Source organism: Salmonella sp. NW38 (assembly GCF_051807745.1).
GTDB lineage: Bacteria > Pseudomonadota > Gammaproteobacteria > Enterobacterales > Enterobacteriaceae > Salmonella > Salmonella enterica.
Genome location: NZ_JAMMTO010000006.1, coordinates 37,003 through 54,197, shown reverse-complemented (window position 1 = coordinate 54,197; position 17,195 = coordinate 37,003). Strand labels below are relative to the sequence as shown.

The window sequence follows — 17,195 nt, the reverse complement described above, 5'->3', positions numbered from 1 at the left end:
CATCATGTGGGTTTAAGCCAGGAACGTGTCAAAACCATTCCAAACGGGTTAATCATCATTCAGAAAATCAATTTGTGGGCGATTATTCCATTTATCTTCAATAAAAGACAGAAAGCGTTGAAATAAAGGAGAATAATACTGACGATGACGCCATACAAGATAAATGGGGAGATCTGGAACCCTCCATTCAGGAAGTATAATTTCAAGTTCATTATTTTTTAAGTATTTGGTGGCAAGCCAGGCCGGAGTCATGAGGTTGATACCCTTTCCTTCTAAAACCAAATTAAGAACACTCAAAAGATTATTGGAAGATAAATGAACATTAACAGCGCCACTAATAGTGTATGATTCATCTTGACGGAAAAGAGTAAGAGGTCCGGAAAGACCATGATTGTGAAGACCCACAATAATGTGATTTTCCAAATCGCCAGGATGTGAGATCCTGCCATATTTTCTGATATATTTCGGACTCGCACAAAGAACCAACTTTAAAGGGCTTATCTTTCGATACACGAGATCCTCACTTTCGATTATGCCACTTTTAAAAACCAGCTCATCAAACTCCAGGGATTTACTAAAAAAATCGCTACGCTCTCGTGAATCCAGGTAGATTTTTGTATCCGGATAGCTAGCTGTAAATTCCCATATCCACTTATTGGCAAGAAACTCACAGACAATAGCCGGAGCCGAAAATTTTATACTCCCTCTGATAATTTTATCCGGATTTCGCAATTCATCCAGCAAGGACTGAAAGGAAGATGTTATCCTTTTCATGCTTGCATAGGCTGTCTGACCAGCTCCAGTCAGTTCTAAGTGATGTGCATCGCGCCGAAGTAAAGTAACCTCAATAGAATTCTCAAGGCGGCTAAGCGATTTACTGACAGCAGAAATGCTAATATCTAATTCCCGTGCAGCCCGGGAAAGATTCCCTACTTCCGCCACTTTAATAAATATCATCCAGTCTCGCATACCACGATTATTGATCAGTTCCATCATTATCTTCCGTTGATAAAAGAAATTCTTATATTAAAGGAGCTATCAACGACTTACTGATGCGTCATTGTGTGCCTCAATGTCCTTGATATCATCATAATAAAAAATCTATTGGCTGCAAAATAGCATCTGAATCGATCATGATTTTGCATCCATCTCCGGTTACTAATTGAACCTGTTTACCACTCAGTGTAAATACCCTATCTCAGAAGTGATCGTCAAGGTTGTCGCCGAACCAGATCTCAATAATAAAGTGGTTCATTGTCATGCACCCGTTCTGCAAAGGCATTCTCCTTTTCTGTGACGCAGTCTGGAGCACATTAATTGCATCGTTCACCTAACAAAGTATCCCGTGGAAACAAGCAAAACATCGCCAGATTATTCTTACTTGCATACCCCCCACCCGGCTCGATATTATTTGTGAAAGTGGAGGAAACAGAACAGACGGTTTAAATAAGACGCTTACTCAAAACATAAACCTATGTGCAGGCTCCTCTCATTTCGTCACGTCGCTGATATCCAGCTTTACTGGCGCCAGGGGAAGATATCTGCGCAAGGCAATAATTCCGGCGCAACAACAACCACTCCCGCTGGGCCTCTGTACATTCAAAATCTCCCATGACCAAAAGCCAGCGGGTAGAAGCCCTGCGCCAGTGACCTGCGGCCTCCAGATTCTGCGCAACCGGGTCTATCACGGCCTCCGGTGTTATCTTATTTCTGCTCAAAATCAGCACCATCATTTGGGATATAGCCTACAACCCCTGCCCGCCGATGATGGGGGAGGATTCGGTATGCAGCACTTTCATCCTGGTCTCCGGCTCAGTCAGCTATCCGACGTGCCCCCTTATGCCGGGCCAGCAGCGAAGAAAATCCGGGCGTGGTGTGATAAAACAGACGACGTTTCAGCCAGCCCACATTCTTTCGCTCCTTTGTGTTGATACGACCAATACGCTGTGAACCGATGACTGGATTGTTCATACGCCTTTCTGTGGTATACAGGTATGTGAACCCCAACTCTTCAGCCACATGAATATAATCAGAACAATACCAGCCCTCAGGCCAGCACAGATGCTGACTGCAGTAACCCAGCATCTCCCTCATCCGCTTACGACTAAGAAGAATATCGACACGAAGCAAATCCGACGGATTACGGGACACAGGTTTCTGGTCCCAGCGTCGGTGGGTGTGCGTGTGCGAGTGAAACTCAACAAGGCCACTGAGGTGCATCTCCCGAACCTCTGACCAACGCAGCATGACCTCATCAGCCCGGCCTTGTTTAACCAGCATCTGACACTCATCATGAGAGTACACCGGTTCGCCTGCAGGAATACGGACCGGTCCGTCACTGATCAAACTGGTCACAAGAAAGAGATGCGCATGCAGATTAAACTCCTGCAGCACCGGAAAAACCTGCAACCAGTTATCCAGCCAGCCGCCATCAAAGGTCAGCATGACGCTTTTACGAGGCAATCTTGCACCATGATAAAAAGCTTCCACCTCTGCTGCGGTAACGGTTTTCCAGCCAGATTCAGCCAGCCATTTCATCTGCGCCCGGAACGTACGGGGAGATAAGGTTATCTGTCCGGGTTTATCACTGACATGGTGATACATTAATACCGGTAAATGTCGTGCATAAGACATATGCTTTATTCCTTTATGTAAAAAATAAATTATTTTTACGCCTGAGGGGACAAGAAAAAGCCCCCTAAACATAAAATCTTAAATATCACATATGAATACCTGACAGATAAACAAACCTTATACCAGGGGCTTATAAAGCCCCGCTCACAAAAGAGTGAATCAAACAAACCCACAAAACAGAAAATAATAAAGGCATCAGTGTCCGTTAAATTATTTTACGAAACATAATATTCCTCTCCCTACAAAAAGAATGATGAATTTCAGATTTTAAAATCAATCAGCAATTGATTTTTCTGCAATGAAGATTGCTAACCATATTTGCCTTGAGTAAATTTTCAATACATCCTCGAGCCTGATATACAGTATTCGCCTTATTCACTTATACAGGAAGTATGAGTGGAACAGACGGCTACGTATCCTCCTGCGCCAATGCACAGGCCTTAAAATCCAGCGTCCAGGTGTCCGCAGGCACTTCCTGATTGCCATCAACGACCACACTGAAACTGGCGTTATCTGCAGCGGTTCTTAAAATGGCGCCACGACCACTCACCATATCTGGTTGCCACCCCTCGCCCTCCAGGCGAACCTGAATGTGATGGCGAGGATCCTGTTGCCCGCTCAGCAGCAATACGGTAGGCGTGTTACCCGCCTTTTGCTCATCGCTCCATACCCGAAACCCGCTGTGACTGCCGTGATAAGTCACCCAGCCTTGCGCAAGCACCATCCCATCTGGCACATGCCCAGCCCGAAAGTAAGTCCCTACACGTAGCGTTGTCTGAAGTTTTTCTGCGGCGTTCGCTATCGGCACCAAGCTACTGGCAGCGACCAGTATGGTTACGCTATAGATAACCGTTTTCACTCGCTGTATTTTCATCCACATTATTCTCTCCTTCAGAATCGGCTATCTGCAGAGACCGCTCATTTGATACAAGCCCGCGATTCCCTTGTGGGCAGGTAGGTGGTAGTTAACCCGACATTGCTGTGCTCCCCATTTCACCGTCAGTTCGCCCTTATCCGCCAGACCAGTGAGATAAACCTGGCTATCAGTATCCACCAGAGCAGCACTGCCATCCTGCCCATTGACTGTAACCTGCGCCCCGAAAGGAATGGCGCTCCCATCTTCCCGTTTCAGCGTCATCAGTGCCCTGGCCCCGATGCGAGTGTGAAACTTCGCTTCCACCACCGCCCCTTCGGTTGGCACCACGCGCACATCGGTTTGTGTGACCTCTGCGTCATCCGGTAGTCGCGACGGATCGAGGCTGACTGTATTCTCCTGATAGACGCTCAGGTTGCCCACTGTGGTGTCGCCACGAAAATCCGTCTTAACGCCAGGCCAGCCGCCAACTGGCACCCCCGAGGCCCCTGGCGCTTCAACCAGCGCCACTGAGCCTTGCAAAGGTTGCCCCAGCGTCACACCATGATGGTGGATAACTATACCTCCCGCGATATTGGCTCCCATCTGGCGCATCGCCCGGCTGTAGCTATAGTCACCACCTAACAGGCCGTAATCCCCATTCCATGCCAAGTGCAATGCGCTGTTATTACCACCACCTGGCGGGGCATCGGCACGGTAACTCTGACGCACCTCCCAATCCAGTTGCTGACTGAATGCCTCTCCGTTGACCCCCACTTGTTGCGTCTGACCACCGTGTGATGGTGAAGTCATCTGCCAACTAGCACTTACATTATTCCCCGTCCAGCGGCTTAATGGCATACTGAACCACAGGCTGGTTATGTTCTCTTTACGGTGCGCGCCATTGCGCCACAGCGTTCTGTTTTGATTCCAGTTCAATGACAGCGAGCCCCCTCCGATAGAGGTTCCCCAACTCAGTCCGTAGCTGTCATCATGACCGGGGCGATTACGCCAGTCGGTACGGGAACCGCTTAAACTCAGATTGCCCAAATGCCTCCCCCATGACTGACTCAACATCAGGGTAGTACGCGAGCTCGGCTGCAAATTTTCCCGCCACGACCATAGACGGTTGCCATTATGTCGATAACTGTCGAGCACATCGGATAGGGTGTTATAGCCCTGCGAGGCATACTGCCATCTCGTCAGAAAAAAATTTGTCCCCGTCGCAGTCAGCTGGTTGCTGTAACGCAGTCGCCAGGAGGCTCCTTGCTGTACCGCTTCCCCCTGACGCTGACTGTGTGTGTCGCTTCCATCGACAGATAAACTCCCCCACCGCCCGAGAGATCCCCCCAAACCAAGCAATGCAGCTTGATAGTGCGTTGCACTCTGTATACCGCCGTATGCAGTGAGATTCCACGGCAGACCATACATCAACGTAGCCTGCGCGATCTGCGCCTTATCCGTTGCAGAGTCTGACGATCGGTATCGGCCCGCCAACAGGCTGTACTTCAAATATCCCTGGTGCAGTGCTATCGCCGGGGTCTGATACGGCACCACAAACATTTGTGTACTGCCATCGGCCTCCCACACGGTGACATGCAGATCACCACTACTGTCTGTTACCGACAGATCCCGCAGTGCAAACGGTCCGGGCGCCACGGTGGTGTTGTAAATGGTGTAACCATTCTGTTTGACCTCCACCCGAGCCTGCGTGCGGGCAATCCCACGCACTACCGGAGCAAACTGCCGCTCACTGTAGGGCACCATGTTGTCATCCGATGCCAACATCACACCGGTAAATGGCACACTATCAAATATCTCCCCCTGCGAAGTCTTTTGCCCCAGAGTCAGACGACTTTTTAGTGAGTACAGTCCACGCTCAGCATAGGTATATGCTGCCTGCCACTTCCCCGACTGTTGACTACTCCGCTGCCAGCTGGTCGCATTGCGGACACGCCACGCACCTATATTGATTCCCGGTTGCAGTTGTACCCAGGAAGAGTTGTCACGCCTCTTCATATCCATTTTGTAATCCGTCTGCGTTGTCCTCGCACTGTAGTTCATCAGAAACGCCGGAATACCATCATCCCAGAGATCTTCAGGAGCGATCCCCTTAAATTTCGTACGCAACGCCACCTGAGGAATACTCAGTTGCAGTTGCTGATTATTGATATCCAGTACCGCTTTAGCCTGTGGAATGGCGCTCAGATCCGCACACTCATCTGGGGTCTTTGCTGCTTTCCACAACTGAGGGTAATCTTCCGTTTTTACGCCGTAGCGTGAAAGCTGACTGACCGTCAAACAAGGAGCCAGAAAAGGCGTTCCTTGCCCATCCTTTTCCAATTTGAACACCACATCACGGGTGTCGACACGTTTACCATTCACCATCACGTCCACGCGATAAGTCCCTGGCTGTTGTACCCCCTGGTTAAAGAGCGACATATCAACCCCTTTCGCTGCATCGCCCAACATTGATGCATCGAATGTGTAAGCGTGCGCATTTGCGCAATGAACCACTCCCGCGATAAACAGTAGCAAGGCAGGTTGTTTGAACTTCATTTTCTGCCGCTAAACCCCTGGATTTATTTAAGAACGTAGTGGAACGGATGACTTTCACCACCAAAGTCTGTAATAACTCTCCACTCAATATCACCATGGGCACTACCTGGCATATTTAGTGTTTTGTCAGCAAAGGGGGGGACATACTCAAGCCCTGTAATGGGCTTTCCCCCTACTGTGACAGAGGCTAAATTCATGTAAAACGGGGTGGGGTTCTCCACCTTAAGTTTGTTGCCCGTCTCCACCCATCTTAAATTTCCTGCAACATCTTCCGGCGTCCCCTTCACGGCATCCGGGCGGAAAATCAGCTTATCACAGGCGTTGATGGACAAATTGAGGTCAAGGGTCGCGCCCTTAGCCTGTGTATCCGACGGTTCATTTTCGGGTGGTACCGCCTTTATACAGACCCACTGTAAAGTCTCACGATCCGTTGGCATGTCACCACCAGTACGGACAATACGCAGTTGACTCTGCTGGTTCGCTTCTAAACGAAATAGAGGCGGCATCACCAAAAAGGGAGCAGGCGAACTTTTGTCTGCTGCTTTGACTGAAGACTGAACCAAAATAGGGTAATTCTGCGGGTTGCTCACCGAGAGCGTCGCGCCGGGCGTACCAGCGTGATAAATCACTCGTGTAGCCCCCAGCTTCACGCTGAATAATTTAGTGGCTGAATTTAATTGCTGCCTGGCGGCATATACTGAAACCATAGAATTAGTGGCGAACAAAGCTACCGCCATTACAGCAAAATTAACTACTTTCATATCAAAAATTGTAAAAGAAAAATAGATGATTTGATGTGTATTGCGCCTTAAACAAGGCGCAATACACTAATAGTTGTTTACTATTAAGGTTGATATCCCACTACGTCTACAGTTATTGGGTACGTGTCAGCTGTGACATTCTGCGCCGCTCCCGCTCCTGTCAGGACAATATCAAGCGCGTCATTGCTATTAAAGGTCATCCAGTTCACCCCATTCCATTTTTCCGTGCCATCAGCTCTTCTAAGACTGTCACTTGATAAGCCCACAATGATCTCTCTACCAGTATTTTTACCAGCTACACGCCATGCAGTGCCAGTAAGGTCTACTATTTTGTTAGCAATCCCCCTGACCCCGAATTCTTTAAGAGTAGTAGAATTAACTTCAAGCTTCGCAATTTTCGTGCCAAGAGCATTTGGCCCAGCCTTTAAGCCCGACACAGGAATAAGCGATACGGTTAAATCTTGGGGAGAGGAAAACACAATATCCGCTGATTTTTGTTGCTCTGAGTTCGGCAAAAATGAGCCAGCATAACAACTAGCAGCCATCATGCTCAACGCACTTGCGATAATCAATTTTTTTATGCTTTTCATTTGAATAACCACTTTTTTTTAACCAAATTAAAATAATCCAGCACATCCAGAACACATAACACCACACCAAATCTTACCGTATGGAAAAATCCGTGGCTGGTAATAACAGCTTGTGCTTATTGGTATTTGTTACCAATTCAAATAAGTAATGTCATAAAAATCTATATATCAGAGCACCTCTTAATCTGAAAAAAATTGCGTTATTGCCAATATAAACAGTGTTGATGTTAACATCGTGTTGTCAGGGTGGAATAGAATACTAGTCAAAAAGCAATTATACCTTCCATTTACATTCAAGTGATAACATTACAATGCCCCCCACCACACTGGGTGTGGGAAACTTATCTTCGAAGAGAGGATAATTATCAGGCATCGTTGCAACATTGTTTATATTTAAACATACATCTCCTAACTCGACGGTAAGATTATTAGTTAACTTTTCCTCGCAGGGAAGATCTTTAATGGAAAATCTTGTTTTCCGAAACGGAAAAGCAATTATAACGCTCCAGCGAGGGTCTCAACACTAAGAGCTGACTAACACAGGCCAGACTGATTATACAGGCATGAAAAAGCTCTCCCCTTCCTTTCAGTTCTTGCTGGATTATGCAAACGTCGCACCATCTCCCCGTGAACATGGCACATTAATTTGAAGCAGCTCTCATCCGGTATCGCTTTTCAGTGCAGCGAAATTCATCGCAGGTGCCCCTGTAAATAGACCCGTTTTAGTTCCATGCATTTTTAAGATTCCGGCCAGATAATGTTGTTAGCGGTATTCCTTCGGTATCATATTGTTCCGCGATTCATATGGACGTTCGCAGTTATATTCTGATAACCTTTTATCCGTAATTTCCCACACCTCATTCAGCGTTCTGAACAGATAAGAATTGAGTATTTCTGTACGGTATGTCCGGTTAAAGCGCGCGATGAAAACGTTTTTCTTCGGCTTACCCGGCTGGATAAACGCCAGCTTTACTGCATGTTTCTTTGCCCATTCAGCCAGTGCCAGCGAGATAAATTCCGATCCCTTATCCATACGCAGCATGGCCGGATAACCGCGGTTGCTGTAATCCTGTCGAGTACACGGACCACTCGCAGAGCTGGCAGATTCAGATCGATTTCTATCGACAACGCTTTACGATTACAGTCATCAACAACATTGAACGTGCGAAAACGACGCCCACAGACCAGCTCTGGTTCAGCGCTTCCGGCGTGACCAGTGGCGAGGGATTGCGTACCGGCAGCCGTTGTTTACCCTTACGGCGAAAATTCAGCTTGAGCAGACAGTAAATACGGTGGAGCCTTTTGTGATTCCACGCGTATCCCTGCCGCCGTATCCAGACTTCCAGTTGTCCCTGGTGGCTTCAGAAATACCGGCCTCCCGGTAGACATCTTTAACAGTCCGTCCGGATTCGACTGATCTAATCACAGCGATGATCTGGTGCGCAGTAAAACGGGCTTTACGCACAGCGATCTCCTGCGTTGGCAGATTGATTATGTCGGATGATCTCTAAATGTGAATGGCTCGATTATGCGGGATACTTACATACTCACGCATTGAGAGACTTTCAGTTCGTTTGTACGGTGAATGGATGCCGCAGGCGGGGTTTATTAACGGGATGCCCGTCAAGGTGCGGGTAATGAGGGATTGCATCGTGATCACGCCGCAGCATACCCGCGGACTCTTTGTCTGTATTGAAGGGATGGGCGTGACTTTTATTAATCAAAAGAAGGTGAAAGCGTGGCTAAAAACCTTTCCGGGGGCGCTGAACGATACCGGGGATATTCCGGTGATTAAGCGGAGCAGGCTCGAAAGCGGGATTTGATGGGGGTTAGATAATAAAAGCCGGGAAGGTTTAGTTTCTTTCCCGGCTTTTTTATAAATAGATATTATTATTTAACAGAGCATCTATAATTTCCTTCTTGATATTTTTACATCCTTGGCAATTATTTCTATGTAAAATGAATTACTTTGAATAATATAATGTGAATATTCTCCAACATCATATTCTTTCCATTCAGGAAAAAAAGAGCATCTTTCTTTCTTCAATTTTTCTATCCACGATGACTCAGGAACAATCCAATAACATGAAACAAAATCATCGTCATCACGTTTACTATAATAACTTAATTCTTTATTCCTCTCATACCGCACTGCCCAAACACAAGAAAAATCGAATATACCTGTAAACTTAGAATATTTAGAAGGAGAAATCCATATCTTAAAAAATGCGGTTAATGAATCACCTTGTGATTTTAACAGGAGATCATCGTTTGGTGCCTGCCAATAAGGGAGTTCCACCGCATAAGCAAAATCTTTCTTCATAACATTCATCTCTCACTTACAAGTTGGCGTTTTAGATGTTCCTGTATTAGGTAGACCATTATTTCTTAATCTCTTAGTAAAATCTCTTAGTTGATCAACGTTCGTCTCAAGAATAACTTTTATTTGTTGAGCCTTTCCTTTAACTGCAATAGCTAAACGACTATTACCATCTCTGACAACTAATTGACCTTTTACATTGACAACTTTTATTGCTGGAAAATCTGTAGCTTTTATATTCCCCTTACGCACATCATTTATTACCGATTGTACACTTCGTTTTCCATCAGGTGTATCAAAAGCACTATTAATGGTTGTTTGAGAGAAATTAACGTCTTTAGGATTAACAAGTATTTCTCCTGGTTTAAGCGTTATTTCTTCAGTTGTTAAACCAAGCTGATCGATCCAAGAGAGAGGATTCGGCGCATACTGATAAAGGTTTATCCCGCCTTTTAACCCTATGGGATCCTGACTGACGAACCGTCCACACTCCGGTGCATAATATCTGAACAGATTGTAATGCAACCCCGTCTCGTCGTCAAAATACTGCCCCGGCAGCCGCAGCGGCTGGTGAAAGTACGCCCCGCTGTTGCTGATGTCCGCCGCATTCTCTCCAAACCCCCTGATATATCCCGCCCACACCAGCGTTCCATCCGCCGCCGTCACCTCCTGCGGCGTGCCCGTCACGTCCGTGTGGTAATACCACACCTGCCTGCTTTCTCCCCGCCCCGTCACGCTCGCCACCGGCGTGTACGGCTGTTCCGCATCGTACAGATATGTCCGCCAGCCCTGCTGCTGCACGTTCTCCTGCAACAGCCTGACCCCCTCCCACACAAAGTCCGTCCGGCTCCGCGCCGTATGGCCCGTGTGCCGCCCGTACGTCGCCTTGCTCACCCGCCTGCCCAGCGCATCGTAGCCGTAGTGCGTCTCCGTGTTGCCGCTGATGACCCGCGTCAGCTGCCCCTGCGCGTTCCACTCCAGTTGCTGGTCGCGCCGCGTGGTCAGTTCGCCCCACTCGTTATAGCCGTAACGGTCACGACCACAGCCCGGCAGCCGGTTGTTCATCACCGGACCCTGCCCTTCGTTATCCAGCAGGTTGCCCGCCTTATCGTAATAATAACGGTCATGGTCATACATCTGACCTGAGCGCCCGGTCAGGTAACCGCTTCTGTCATAGCTGTACACCACGCTGCCACGCAGGCTGTCGTCAATTGTGCCCACCTCGCCGTGGTTGTTCCAGTAATAGTCCCTCGACGTCACGCAGCCCTGCCGCGCCGGGCGCTGGCCGGGAAGAACAGGGGCACTGCCGGACGCCAGACTGCGCTGCCAGCTCAGCAGCCCGTCGTCGTCATAGCCGCTGTACGTCGCAAGCTGCCCCTGCGTGCGCATTATCTGACGGTGCAGGCTGTCGCGCTCATACTCGCTCACCGTCAGGCCATCCAGCGCCGTCTGTAACAGATGCCCGCTCCCGTAATACAGATGCGTCAGGTGCTGCCCGTCCGGCAGCGTGATGTCCGTCGGGTTGCCCAGCGCGTCGCGCTGATAACGTATGCTGCCGTTCCCCGCGTGCTCCGCCGTCAGCCAGCCGCTGCGGTCATACTCAAAACGCACCGTGTCGGCCTGCATCCGGTGCTGCTGTTGCCCCGCCTCCGTGGGCGTGAGCGTCACTGCCGTTATCTGGTCCAGCCGGTTGTAGCTGAACGTCCGCTGGCCGTGTTCATTCTCCGTCCGTAACAGACGGCCCAGCGCATCCCGCTGCTGCGTCTCCCGCCGCACGCCGCCCTGCGTGCCCGTGGTCTGTATCGCCGTCAGATAACCGCTGTCGTCCAGGATAAAAGTACGGCTCAGTCCGTCCGGGCGCACCTCACGCATCAGCCTGCCGTCCGCATCGTGACTGAACCGGTACTGCGCCCCGTTGCCGTTGGTCAGCGTTGCCACCCGGCCTTCCGGCGTGTACTGCCAGCGCGTCTCGCGCTTCTCCTCATCCGTGTGCGCCGCCAGCAGACCGCGCGGCGTATACCGCCAGCTCTCCACGCTCCCCGTGATGCGCCGGTGGCTGCTCATCAGCCCCAGCGCATTCCAGGTATACCTGTCCTGCTGTTTCCCCGGTGAGTTCACAGTCTCCGGCAACCCAAGTCGGTTGTAGCTGATGCGTACCACCTTCCCTTCCGCGTCCGTCACCCGCGTCAGGTTGCCGTCCTCATCGTGGTCATATCCTGTGCTGCGCCCTGAACAGTCGGTGTACCGCGTCATCTGCCCCCGGCTGTCGAATGCCGTCACCACCGTGCCGCCCGCCGCATCCGTCCGGCTGCACATCTGCCCCTGTTCATCGTAAGCGTACTGCGTCACCCGCCCTTCCGGGTCCGTCTCCTGCACTGGCTGGCCGTGGGCGTTGTACTGCGTTTTCCAGACAGCGTCATCGTCCAGCGCCGTGCGCGTGATTTCGTCGAACTCGCCGTTCCACTGCGTCTGCGTCACCCGGCCTTCCGGATCTGTCGTCTTCACCACCCGGTTCTGGATGTCATATTCATACGCCACCGTGCGACCGCCGGGCAGCTCAATGTTGACAGGGAAGTGGTCTTCGTTGTACGTGAAGAGGTACATTCCACCGCCCGGCGTCCGGTGCGCGGTGATATACGTCTCCCTGTCGTACCACCACTGCCATGTCTCCCCCTGTCTGCCGGTGACGGTGGTGGTGCCTGCGGCAAAATCATAGTCAAAGCGGTAATGTTCGCCGTCACTGGTGTCGTGCTCCGTCACGCGCGGCGCGCCGTCGAGTTCCTGCCAGCGGTAGCAGCAGGTGAACCCCGCCGCATTGCTGTGCGCCGTCATCAGCCCGTTTTCATAAGCAAACTGCCGCACCAGCGTTCCCGCCCGGTTCACCACGCCGGTCAGTTGACCGTTATCGTCATACCGGTACTCCACCAGGTTGCCACGGGTGCCGCCCTGCACCAGTTCAATTCGCGACAGCCGCTCCCCTGCCGGGGTCTGTGTGCGGTGCAGTAACAGGTGATGCCCGCTGCTGGAGGCTATCCGTACCAGTCTGCCTCCTTCGTGCCCGAAGACAATGCGCTGGCGGTGCGGCGTCTCCATAAACAGCAGGTATGCCATGCCGTCACTGTCAAAATCACCAAATACGTAATAGCTGCGATCGGTGTAATGCAGCACGTAACGCCCGTCATGCAGGCGGCTGAGGTATAACTGTTCTTCCGGGTCAAATATCTGGTGGCCGGGCGTCAGCATCGTTTTCGGGTAACACAGTTCCCGCCCCTGTACGCCGGTCAGCGTGATGTGTTCATCGTCCTCGCGCAGGCTGGTTTCCCAGTTCAGCCGCCAGCCCCGTCCCAACAGTCCCACGGTTTCCAGGTGGCTGGCGTAAAAACGCGAGCAGGTGACCGGCAGGCGACCGGGCAGGGTGAAGTCCGTTTCCGGCAGCAGGATTTTCTGCCCGGTGGTCACATCCACCGGATTGCTGAACAGCCCGCTGATAGCCTCACCCACGGCCATCCCGGCAAGCTCCCCGCCGATAAACTTAGCGGCACATTTAGTGCCAAATTTCGTCCCCAGCTTTGCCGCCTGCCGCCACGCCCCGGCCAGCCCGCCGAGCAGACTCGCCACGACAAACAATACATCCACCACCTTGCGCAGCCAGTCCGGAATTTCAGAACTGATTTCCAGTACCGTCTGCGTACCGCCGCCCAGAAACACATTCGGCGAACCGTCTTCAATCACCGCGTCGCATTCGGTGTGGTCATCCTTACGGGCGGCGGGCTGGCTGTTAATGTAGATATTTTCCGACCCCTGGGCGATGCGTTTTTCTGCGATATGGTGATCGCATTTCACCGTACTCAGTACCGCGCGCGCCGCCGGGCGACTGTTGGTGCTGACATTCTCCGAACCGGTGAGGATTTTTCCTGCCGTGTGGTGGATGGAGCGCCCGATGGCTTCGCCCAGTTGCAATACCCCGGAGGCTATTTGATCGGCCATAAAACCCAGAATCAGCCCGGCAAGAAAACCGCAGCTAAAGAAGGCAAAGGCGGCAAGCGCGATAATGGCGATGCCGATGATAGCGCCGATAAGAAACCCGGCGAGCGCGCTGGTGTGGTAGATAGGATCATCCACACGGGCTGCTTCATACATGGTCACACCTCCGTGTGATTATTCGTTTTTATCCGGCTGAAAGCCTGCCAGCCAGGTGTTCCAGAGTAGGTCTGCTTTATCATCAAAAGGACGGGGACTGGTCAGGGTGAAGACCAGTACCTTGCCAGGGGTTGCAATAAACCCGGCCTGACGCTGGTACACTTCCGTTTTCCCGGATTTATGGGTGGCGGCAATTTGTTCCCCCATAAGGGCATCATTGCCCGTTCCTGCCTGTGCAGGCGCTCGCAACAATACCCGGTGCTGACCGAGATTTTTTTTCATCAGCGCAATCTGGCGGTCAATATAGGCGGGCAGGTCTTCATCAGGTTTTAGCGTATCGCGGGAAATATTCAGACTGGGTGATGTTCGTTCATTGCCCTCCAGGATAAAAATATTGACGCTGCGATCCGTAAATGTCTCAGGCAGGACAAAACACCCTTCCTGTATGCGGTATGGTCGATCCATGAGAACTCCAGGTTTAATTCAGATCATTCAGAGGTGGGAAGGGGGGCAATATCATCGGCGGTTACGGCTGTGCCGCCATCCGGGTTCATATCAATACCTTTACCAATCAGTTGCATGACATCGCTGGTATGTAACATCAGTTGCTTGCCACAAAACTCAATGGAGCCGTCCTTATGTAAAACAAGCGCCGCATTGCCGCAGCGAAGCGTGAATTGATCGCCAACATCTAAACGATAAGTGGTGCCGATATTGATCGTCTGCGCCAGTTTTACGGAAAGGCCGTCATTCTTCGTTACCGTGGTGTTTCTGTCCTCACCAATACTGTTGGTTTCATTTTTAATAATGGTTTTAGTGCGATCCACCATTACCGTATGTGTTTCATTATTCTTCACCGTGGTGTTGAGATCTTTTTCCGCGTGGAACTTCACTTCCTCCGCGCCGGTTTTGTCATCGAAGCGCAGCATGTTGCCGTTCGTTGGCCCGCCATACAGCGAGTGGCTGAAGATCCCGCTCTGCGACGCCATTCCCGGCAGTCCCCACGGCGGCATGGTGTCCTGGTTGTAGGTACGCCCCACGATGATCGGCAGATCCGGATCGCCGTTTTTGAAATCCACCAGCACTTCCTGGCCGATACGCGGGATCTGGATCATCCCGAAGCCTTTGCCCGCCCATGGGTAGCTGACGCGTATCCAGCAGGAGCTGTTTTCATCCATTTTGCCGTAGCGATCCCAGCCAAACTGTACCTTTACCCGCCCGTACTGATCCGTCCAGATTTCCTGGCCCGACGGGCCGGTGACGATGGCGCTCTGCGGCCCTTTGGTGTGGGGTTTGCTCACCGTCCGCTGCGGGCGGAACACCTCACGGGTCGGGTGCAGTTCAAAACGGGTGGAAAAGGTAAAGTGCTGGTCCTGCCCGCTGTGCTGCGCGTTGTCCTGCACAAACAGCAAGGTCTGCATCAGCAGATATTCCTGATTGACTTCGGCGGTGGGATAGTTTTCCAGCGTGAAGGTATAACCGGTCATGAGTGTGCGGATATTCCCTCCCCCCAGCACCCGACTGCCGGGGCTGCGCTGCGCTTCCATACGAATGCGCGTCAGCATCTCGCCTTCACTCTTGTCGAAGTAGTCTCCCGGCCACTCATAATGCTCGTAGGTGGCATGACCGGTTTCACGCGGGTTTGCCACGGTGTTTGCCAGCAATGAACGTGGCTTCGTAAAATCGAAATCATCCAGCACCCACTGTCCAGTCCGCAGGCTCTCGTTTGCCGTGATAGTGTGGATAAACTCCTTGTCCAGCTTCAGCCCTTCCTGGTGCCACTCGACCAGCGGCGAGTCCGGACATGCTTTGTGGGCGCTGATGGCATCCGCCAGCACCAGCGTGTGGCTGTCCTCGCTGTGCTCAAACCACCAGTAGATGCCCCACTCCTGCATCAGTCGCTGAAGAAAATCAAAATCAGTTTCACCGTACTGCACCTGCCAGGTGCGTACCGGGTAGCTTTCCACCAGCCGCTTTTCCACCGGGTAGGGGTATTCCGCCAGCACCTCATCCAGAATATCCACCACGGTTTTATTCTGGAATGCTTTGTAGTCGCTGGTGTGGGTCAGCAGTTTTACCCACGGCTCCATACGCAGCTCATAGGTAACCGAACGCCCTTCATGGCCCACCACCCGCGCCGCCGTGACCAGCCCGCTGATATGCCGTTTACCGCCACCATCCAGTTCGATGTTGACGCACAGATCTTTGCCCACCATCGGTTTGAGCGGCAGGTTGGCCGCCGGGGAGACATAGCCCAGGTTCAGGGTGTCGGGCGTTTTTAGCTGTACAATGTAGGTAAACAGGCTGCCAAGTTTCTCCGAACCATTTATACCAGCAAAAAGCAGCATCTGCGGCGGCACAGCGCTACCGCTTACCGTGACGTTATGCGCTCCCGGCCCGCCGGCAGCAAGCAACGCCGCCGCATCCTGGGCGGCACTAACTATATCCGATATCCCCGCCGCCGCTGCGGTTACTGCCGCTTTTACCAGCCCTGACGGCTCCGGCAGCGCACCAAACAGCTCCGCCGCTGCCTGTTCTGCCATCTGTTCGGCTGCATCAGCAATACCGGTTGCGGCTGAACCTGTGCTCGTATCGCCACTTTCGCCGGTTATTGGCGGCGTGGTGATGACGGGTCCACCATTTCCAGCTGGTTTATTACCCGTAGATACAAAACTCATGATATTTACTCCTTAAATATCGGATTAAAATAAAGCCTCTGGCGGCCAGAAAAAATAAGAAATAGCCTGCCACTGCCCATTTTTATAATGAAAGAAACATGTCAAATTTAAATCCTTATTCAAATCCCAGAATATTTCCTTTATCTGAATTTTTCTGAATTCAGGATTCGTTGAACGATAAGTATTTTCAATGCCAATGGAATACTCTCCGACAAATTTGTAACGAGGATTTATAAACTCACGTGTCGGACGTCCATATTTTTAATAAAAAAAGCCTCAGACTCTCCGCTCTTTATATAACTTCTTTGCTCATATACTGGAGGCTGAGCAAAAGATTCCCCCCTGTGGTAGCGATTAGCAATAACGACATCAAAGCAAAAAAAACTGTTCATTTTTTTAACTCCGCAAGCAAGAAACTGGCATCAGGAATTATTACATTTAATTGTACAGGAATATCATCCAGATAATGTTCCCGAAGTTCTGTTCCAATATTCATCACTCCATCAATATCCCAACCATATATATCATTTGCCACTCTTAACTCATTCGATGGAAATCTTTCCCCTTTGGTTAAAGACAAATAATTGGTATCAAAATTCTCAGGTGGTTTTGGCAGGTCATACTCACCTTCAAGATATAAAAGTGTGTGACCTATCTCAT

At 50.8% G+C, this 17,195-nt stretch carries 13 protein-coding genes and 3 pseudogenes; 1 reads left to right on the top strand and 15 read right to left on the bottom strand.

Translation table 11 applies throughout. The annotated features are described in order from the left end of the window. Window positions 1-48: 48 nt before the first annotated feature. The 9 genes and pseudogenes from NA624_RS12065 to NA624_RS12025 all read right to left on the bottom strand — a co-directional run bounded on the left by NA624_RS12065 (window position 49) and on the right by NA624_RS12025 (window position 8,823). Window positions 49-996 carry a LysR family transcriptional regulator gene (locus NA624_RS12065; RefSeq protein WP_000970298.1) on the bottom strand — a complete coding sequence of 316 codons (948 nt, stop codon included), beginning with the start codon at window positions 994-996 and terminating at the stop codon, window positions 49-51. A gap of 496 nt (window positions 997-1,492) precedes the next feature. After that, window positions 1,493-1,730, bottom strand: a pseudogene (locus NA624_RS12060) (PerC family transcriptional regulator); the annotation flags it as partial. Between the two features lie 82 nt (window positions 1,731-1,812). After that, entirely contained in the window at window positions 1,813-2,634 is an 822-nt protein-coding gene (locus tag NA624_RS12055; protein ID WP_000119391.1) for a polysaccharide deacetylase family protein, read from the bottom strand. 409 nt (window positions 2,635-3,043) lie between these two features. Then, the gene (gene afaD, locus NA624_RS12050) at window positions 3,044-3,514 is read right to left on the bottom strand and encodes an AfaD family invasin (RefSeq protein WP_000266944.1); all 471 of its coding nucleotides are present in this window, start codon (window positions 3,512-3,514) and stop codon (window positions 3,044-3,046) included. Between the two features lie 21 nt (window positions 3,515-3,535). Next, complete coding sequence (locus tag NA624_RS12045) at window positions 3,536-6,046, bottom strand: fimbrial biogenesis outer membrane usher protein (protein WP_024798311.1); 2,511 nt, start codon at window positions 6,044-6,046, stop codon at window positions 3,536-3,538. Between the two features lie 23 nt (window positions 6,047-6,069). Beyond that, window positions 6,070-6,807 carry a pili assembly chaperone SafB gene (gene safB, locus NA624_RS12040; protein WP_023197143.1) on the bottom strand — a complete coding sequence of 246 codons (738 nt, stop codon included), beginning with the start codon at window positions 6,805-6,807 and terminating at the stop codon, window positions 6,070-6,072. Window positions 6,808-6,890: 83 nt separating this feature from the next. Further along, entirely contained in the window at window positions 6,891-7,409 is a 519-nt protein-coding gene (locus tag NA624_RS12035; protein WP_077906567.1) for a pilus assembly protein, read from the bottom strand. Between the two features lie 751 nt (window positions 7,410-8,160). Beyond that, window positions 8,161-8,731: pseudogene (locus NA624_RS12030) on the bottom strand (integrase core domain-containing protein); the annotation flags it as partial. Then, on the bottom strand, window positions 8,665-8,823 hold the full coding sequence (locus NA624_RS12025; RefSeq protein ID WP_217805114.1) for a transposase: 159 nt from the start codon (window positions 8,821-8,823) through the stop codon (window positions 8,665-8,667). The gene NA624_RS12025 and the pseudogene NA624_RS12030, both read right to left, overlap by 67 nt. Window positions 8,824-8,914: 91 nt before the next feature. Here NA624_RS12025 and NA624_RS12020 point away from each other — a divergent pair, with 91 nt between their 5' ends. Beyond that, on the top strand, window positions 8,915-9,220 hold the full coding sequence (locus NA624_RS12020) for a SymE family type I addiction module toxin (RefSeq protein WP_001550231.1): 306 nt from the start codon (window positions 8,915-8,917) through the stop codon (window positions 9,218-9,220). Window positions 9,221-9,303: 83 nt separating this feature from the next. Here NA624_RS12020 and NA624_RS12015 read toward each other — a convergent pair whose 3' ends face one another. The 6 genes and pseudogenes from NA624_RS12015 to NA624_RS11990 all read right to left on the bottom strand — a co-directional run bounded on the left by NA624_RS12015 (window position 9,304) and on the right by NA624_RS11990 (window position 17,070). Then, window positions 9,304-9,720, bottom strand: a complete 417-nt coding sequence (locus NA624_RS12015) for a hypothetical protein (RefSeq protein ID WP_001550233.1) — start codon at window positions 9,718-9,720, stop codon at window positions 9,304-9,306. Between the two features lie 12 nt (window positions 9,721-9,732). Beyond that, on the bottom strand, window positions 9,733-13,857 hold the full coding sequence (locus NA624_RS12010) for an RHS repeat-associated core domain-containing protein (RefSeq protein ID WP_000272645.1): 4,125 nt from the start codon (window positions 13,855-13,857) through the stop codon (window positions 9,733-9,735). An 18-nt stretch (window positions 13,858-13,875) separates the two neighbouring features. After that, window positions 13,876-14,322, bottom strand: a complete 447-nt coding sequence (locus NA624_RS12005; RefSeq protein WP_000375831.1) for a DcrB-related protein — start codon at window positions 14,320-14,322, stop codon at window positions 13,876-13,878. A gap of 23 nt (window positions 14,323-14,345) precedes the next feature. Further along, window positions 14,346-16,535 (bottom strand): type VI secretion system Vgr family protein, encoded by a 2,190-nt coding sequence (locus NA624_RS12000; RefSeq protein WP_000011493.1) that lies wholly within the window; start codon window positions 16,533-16,535, stop codon window positions 14,346-14,348. A 24-nt stretch (window positions 16,536-16,559) separates the two neighbouring features. Next, a pseudogene (locus NA624_RS11995) lies at window positions 16,560-16,927 on the bottom strand (hypothetical protein). Then, entirely contained in the window at window positions 16,924-17,070 is a 147-nt protein-coding gene (locus tag NA624_RS11990; RefSeq protein ID WP_001555573.1) for a hypothetical protein, read from the bottom strand. The pseudogene NA624_RS11995 and the gene NA624_RS11990 overlap by 4 nt, the downstream one beginning before the upstream one ends. Window positions 17,071-17,195 lie beyond the last annotated feature (125 nt).

Coding starts and splice junctions, on each gene's coding strand:
- NA624_RS12045 (WP_024798311.1), bottom strand. CDS start 6,046: ATGAAGTTCAAACAACCTGCCTTGCTACTGTTTATCGCGGGAGTGGTT.
- afaD (WP_000266944.1), bottom strand. CDS start 3,514: ATGTGGATGAAAATACAGCGAGTGAAAACGGTTATCTATAGCGTAACC.
- safB (WP_023197143.1), bottom strand. CDS start 6,807: ATGAAAGTAGTTAATTTTGCTGTAATGGCGGTAGCTTTGTTCGCCACT.
- NA624_RS12005 (WP_000375831.1), bottom strand. CDS start 14,322: ATGGATCGACCATACCGCATACAGGAAGGGTGTTTTGTCCTGCCTGAG.
- NA624_RS12020 (WP_001550231.1), top strand. CDS start 8,915: ATGGCTCGATTATGCGGGATACTTACATACTCACGCATTGAGAGACTT.
- NA624_RS12000 (WP_000011493.1), bottom strand. CDS start 16,535: ATGAGTTTTGTATCTACGGGTAATAAACCAGCTGGAAATGGTGGACCC.
- NA624_RS12010 (WP_000272645.1), bottom strand. CDS start 13,857: ATGTATGAAGCAGCCCGTGTGGATGATCCTATCTACCACACCAGCGCG.
- NA624_RS12015 (WP_001550233.1), bottom strand. CDS start 9,720: ATGAAGAAAGATTTTGCTTATGCGGTGGAACTCCCTTATTGGCAGGCA.
- NA624_RS12055 (WP_000119391.1), bottom strand. CDS start 2,634: ATGTCTTATGCACGACATTTACCGGTATTAATGTATCACCATGTCAGT.
- NA624_RS12065 (WP_000970298.1), bottom strand. CDS start 996: ATGATGGAACTGATCAATAATCGTGGTATGCGAGACTGGATGATATTT.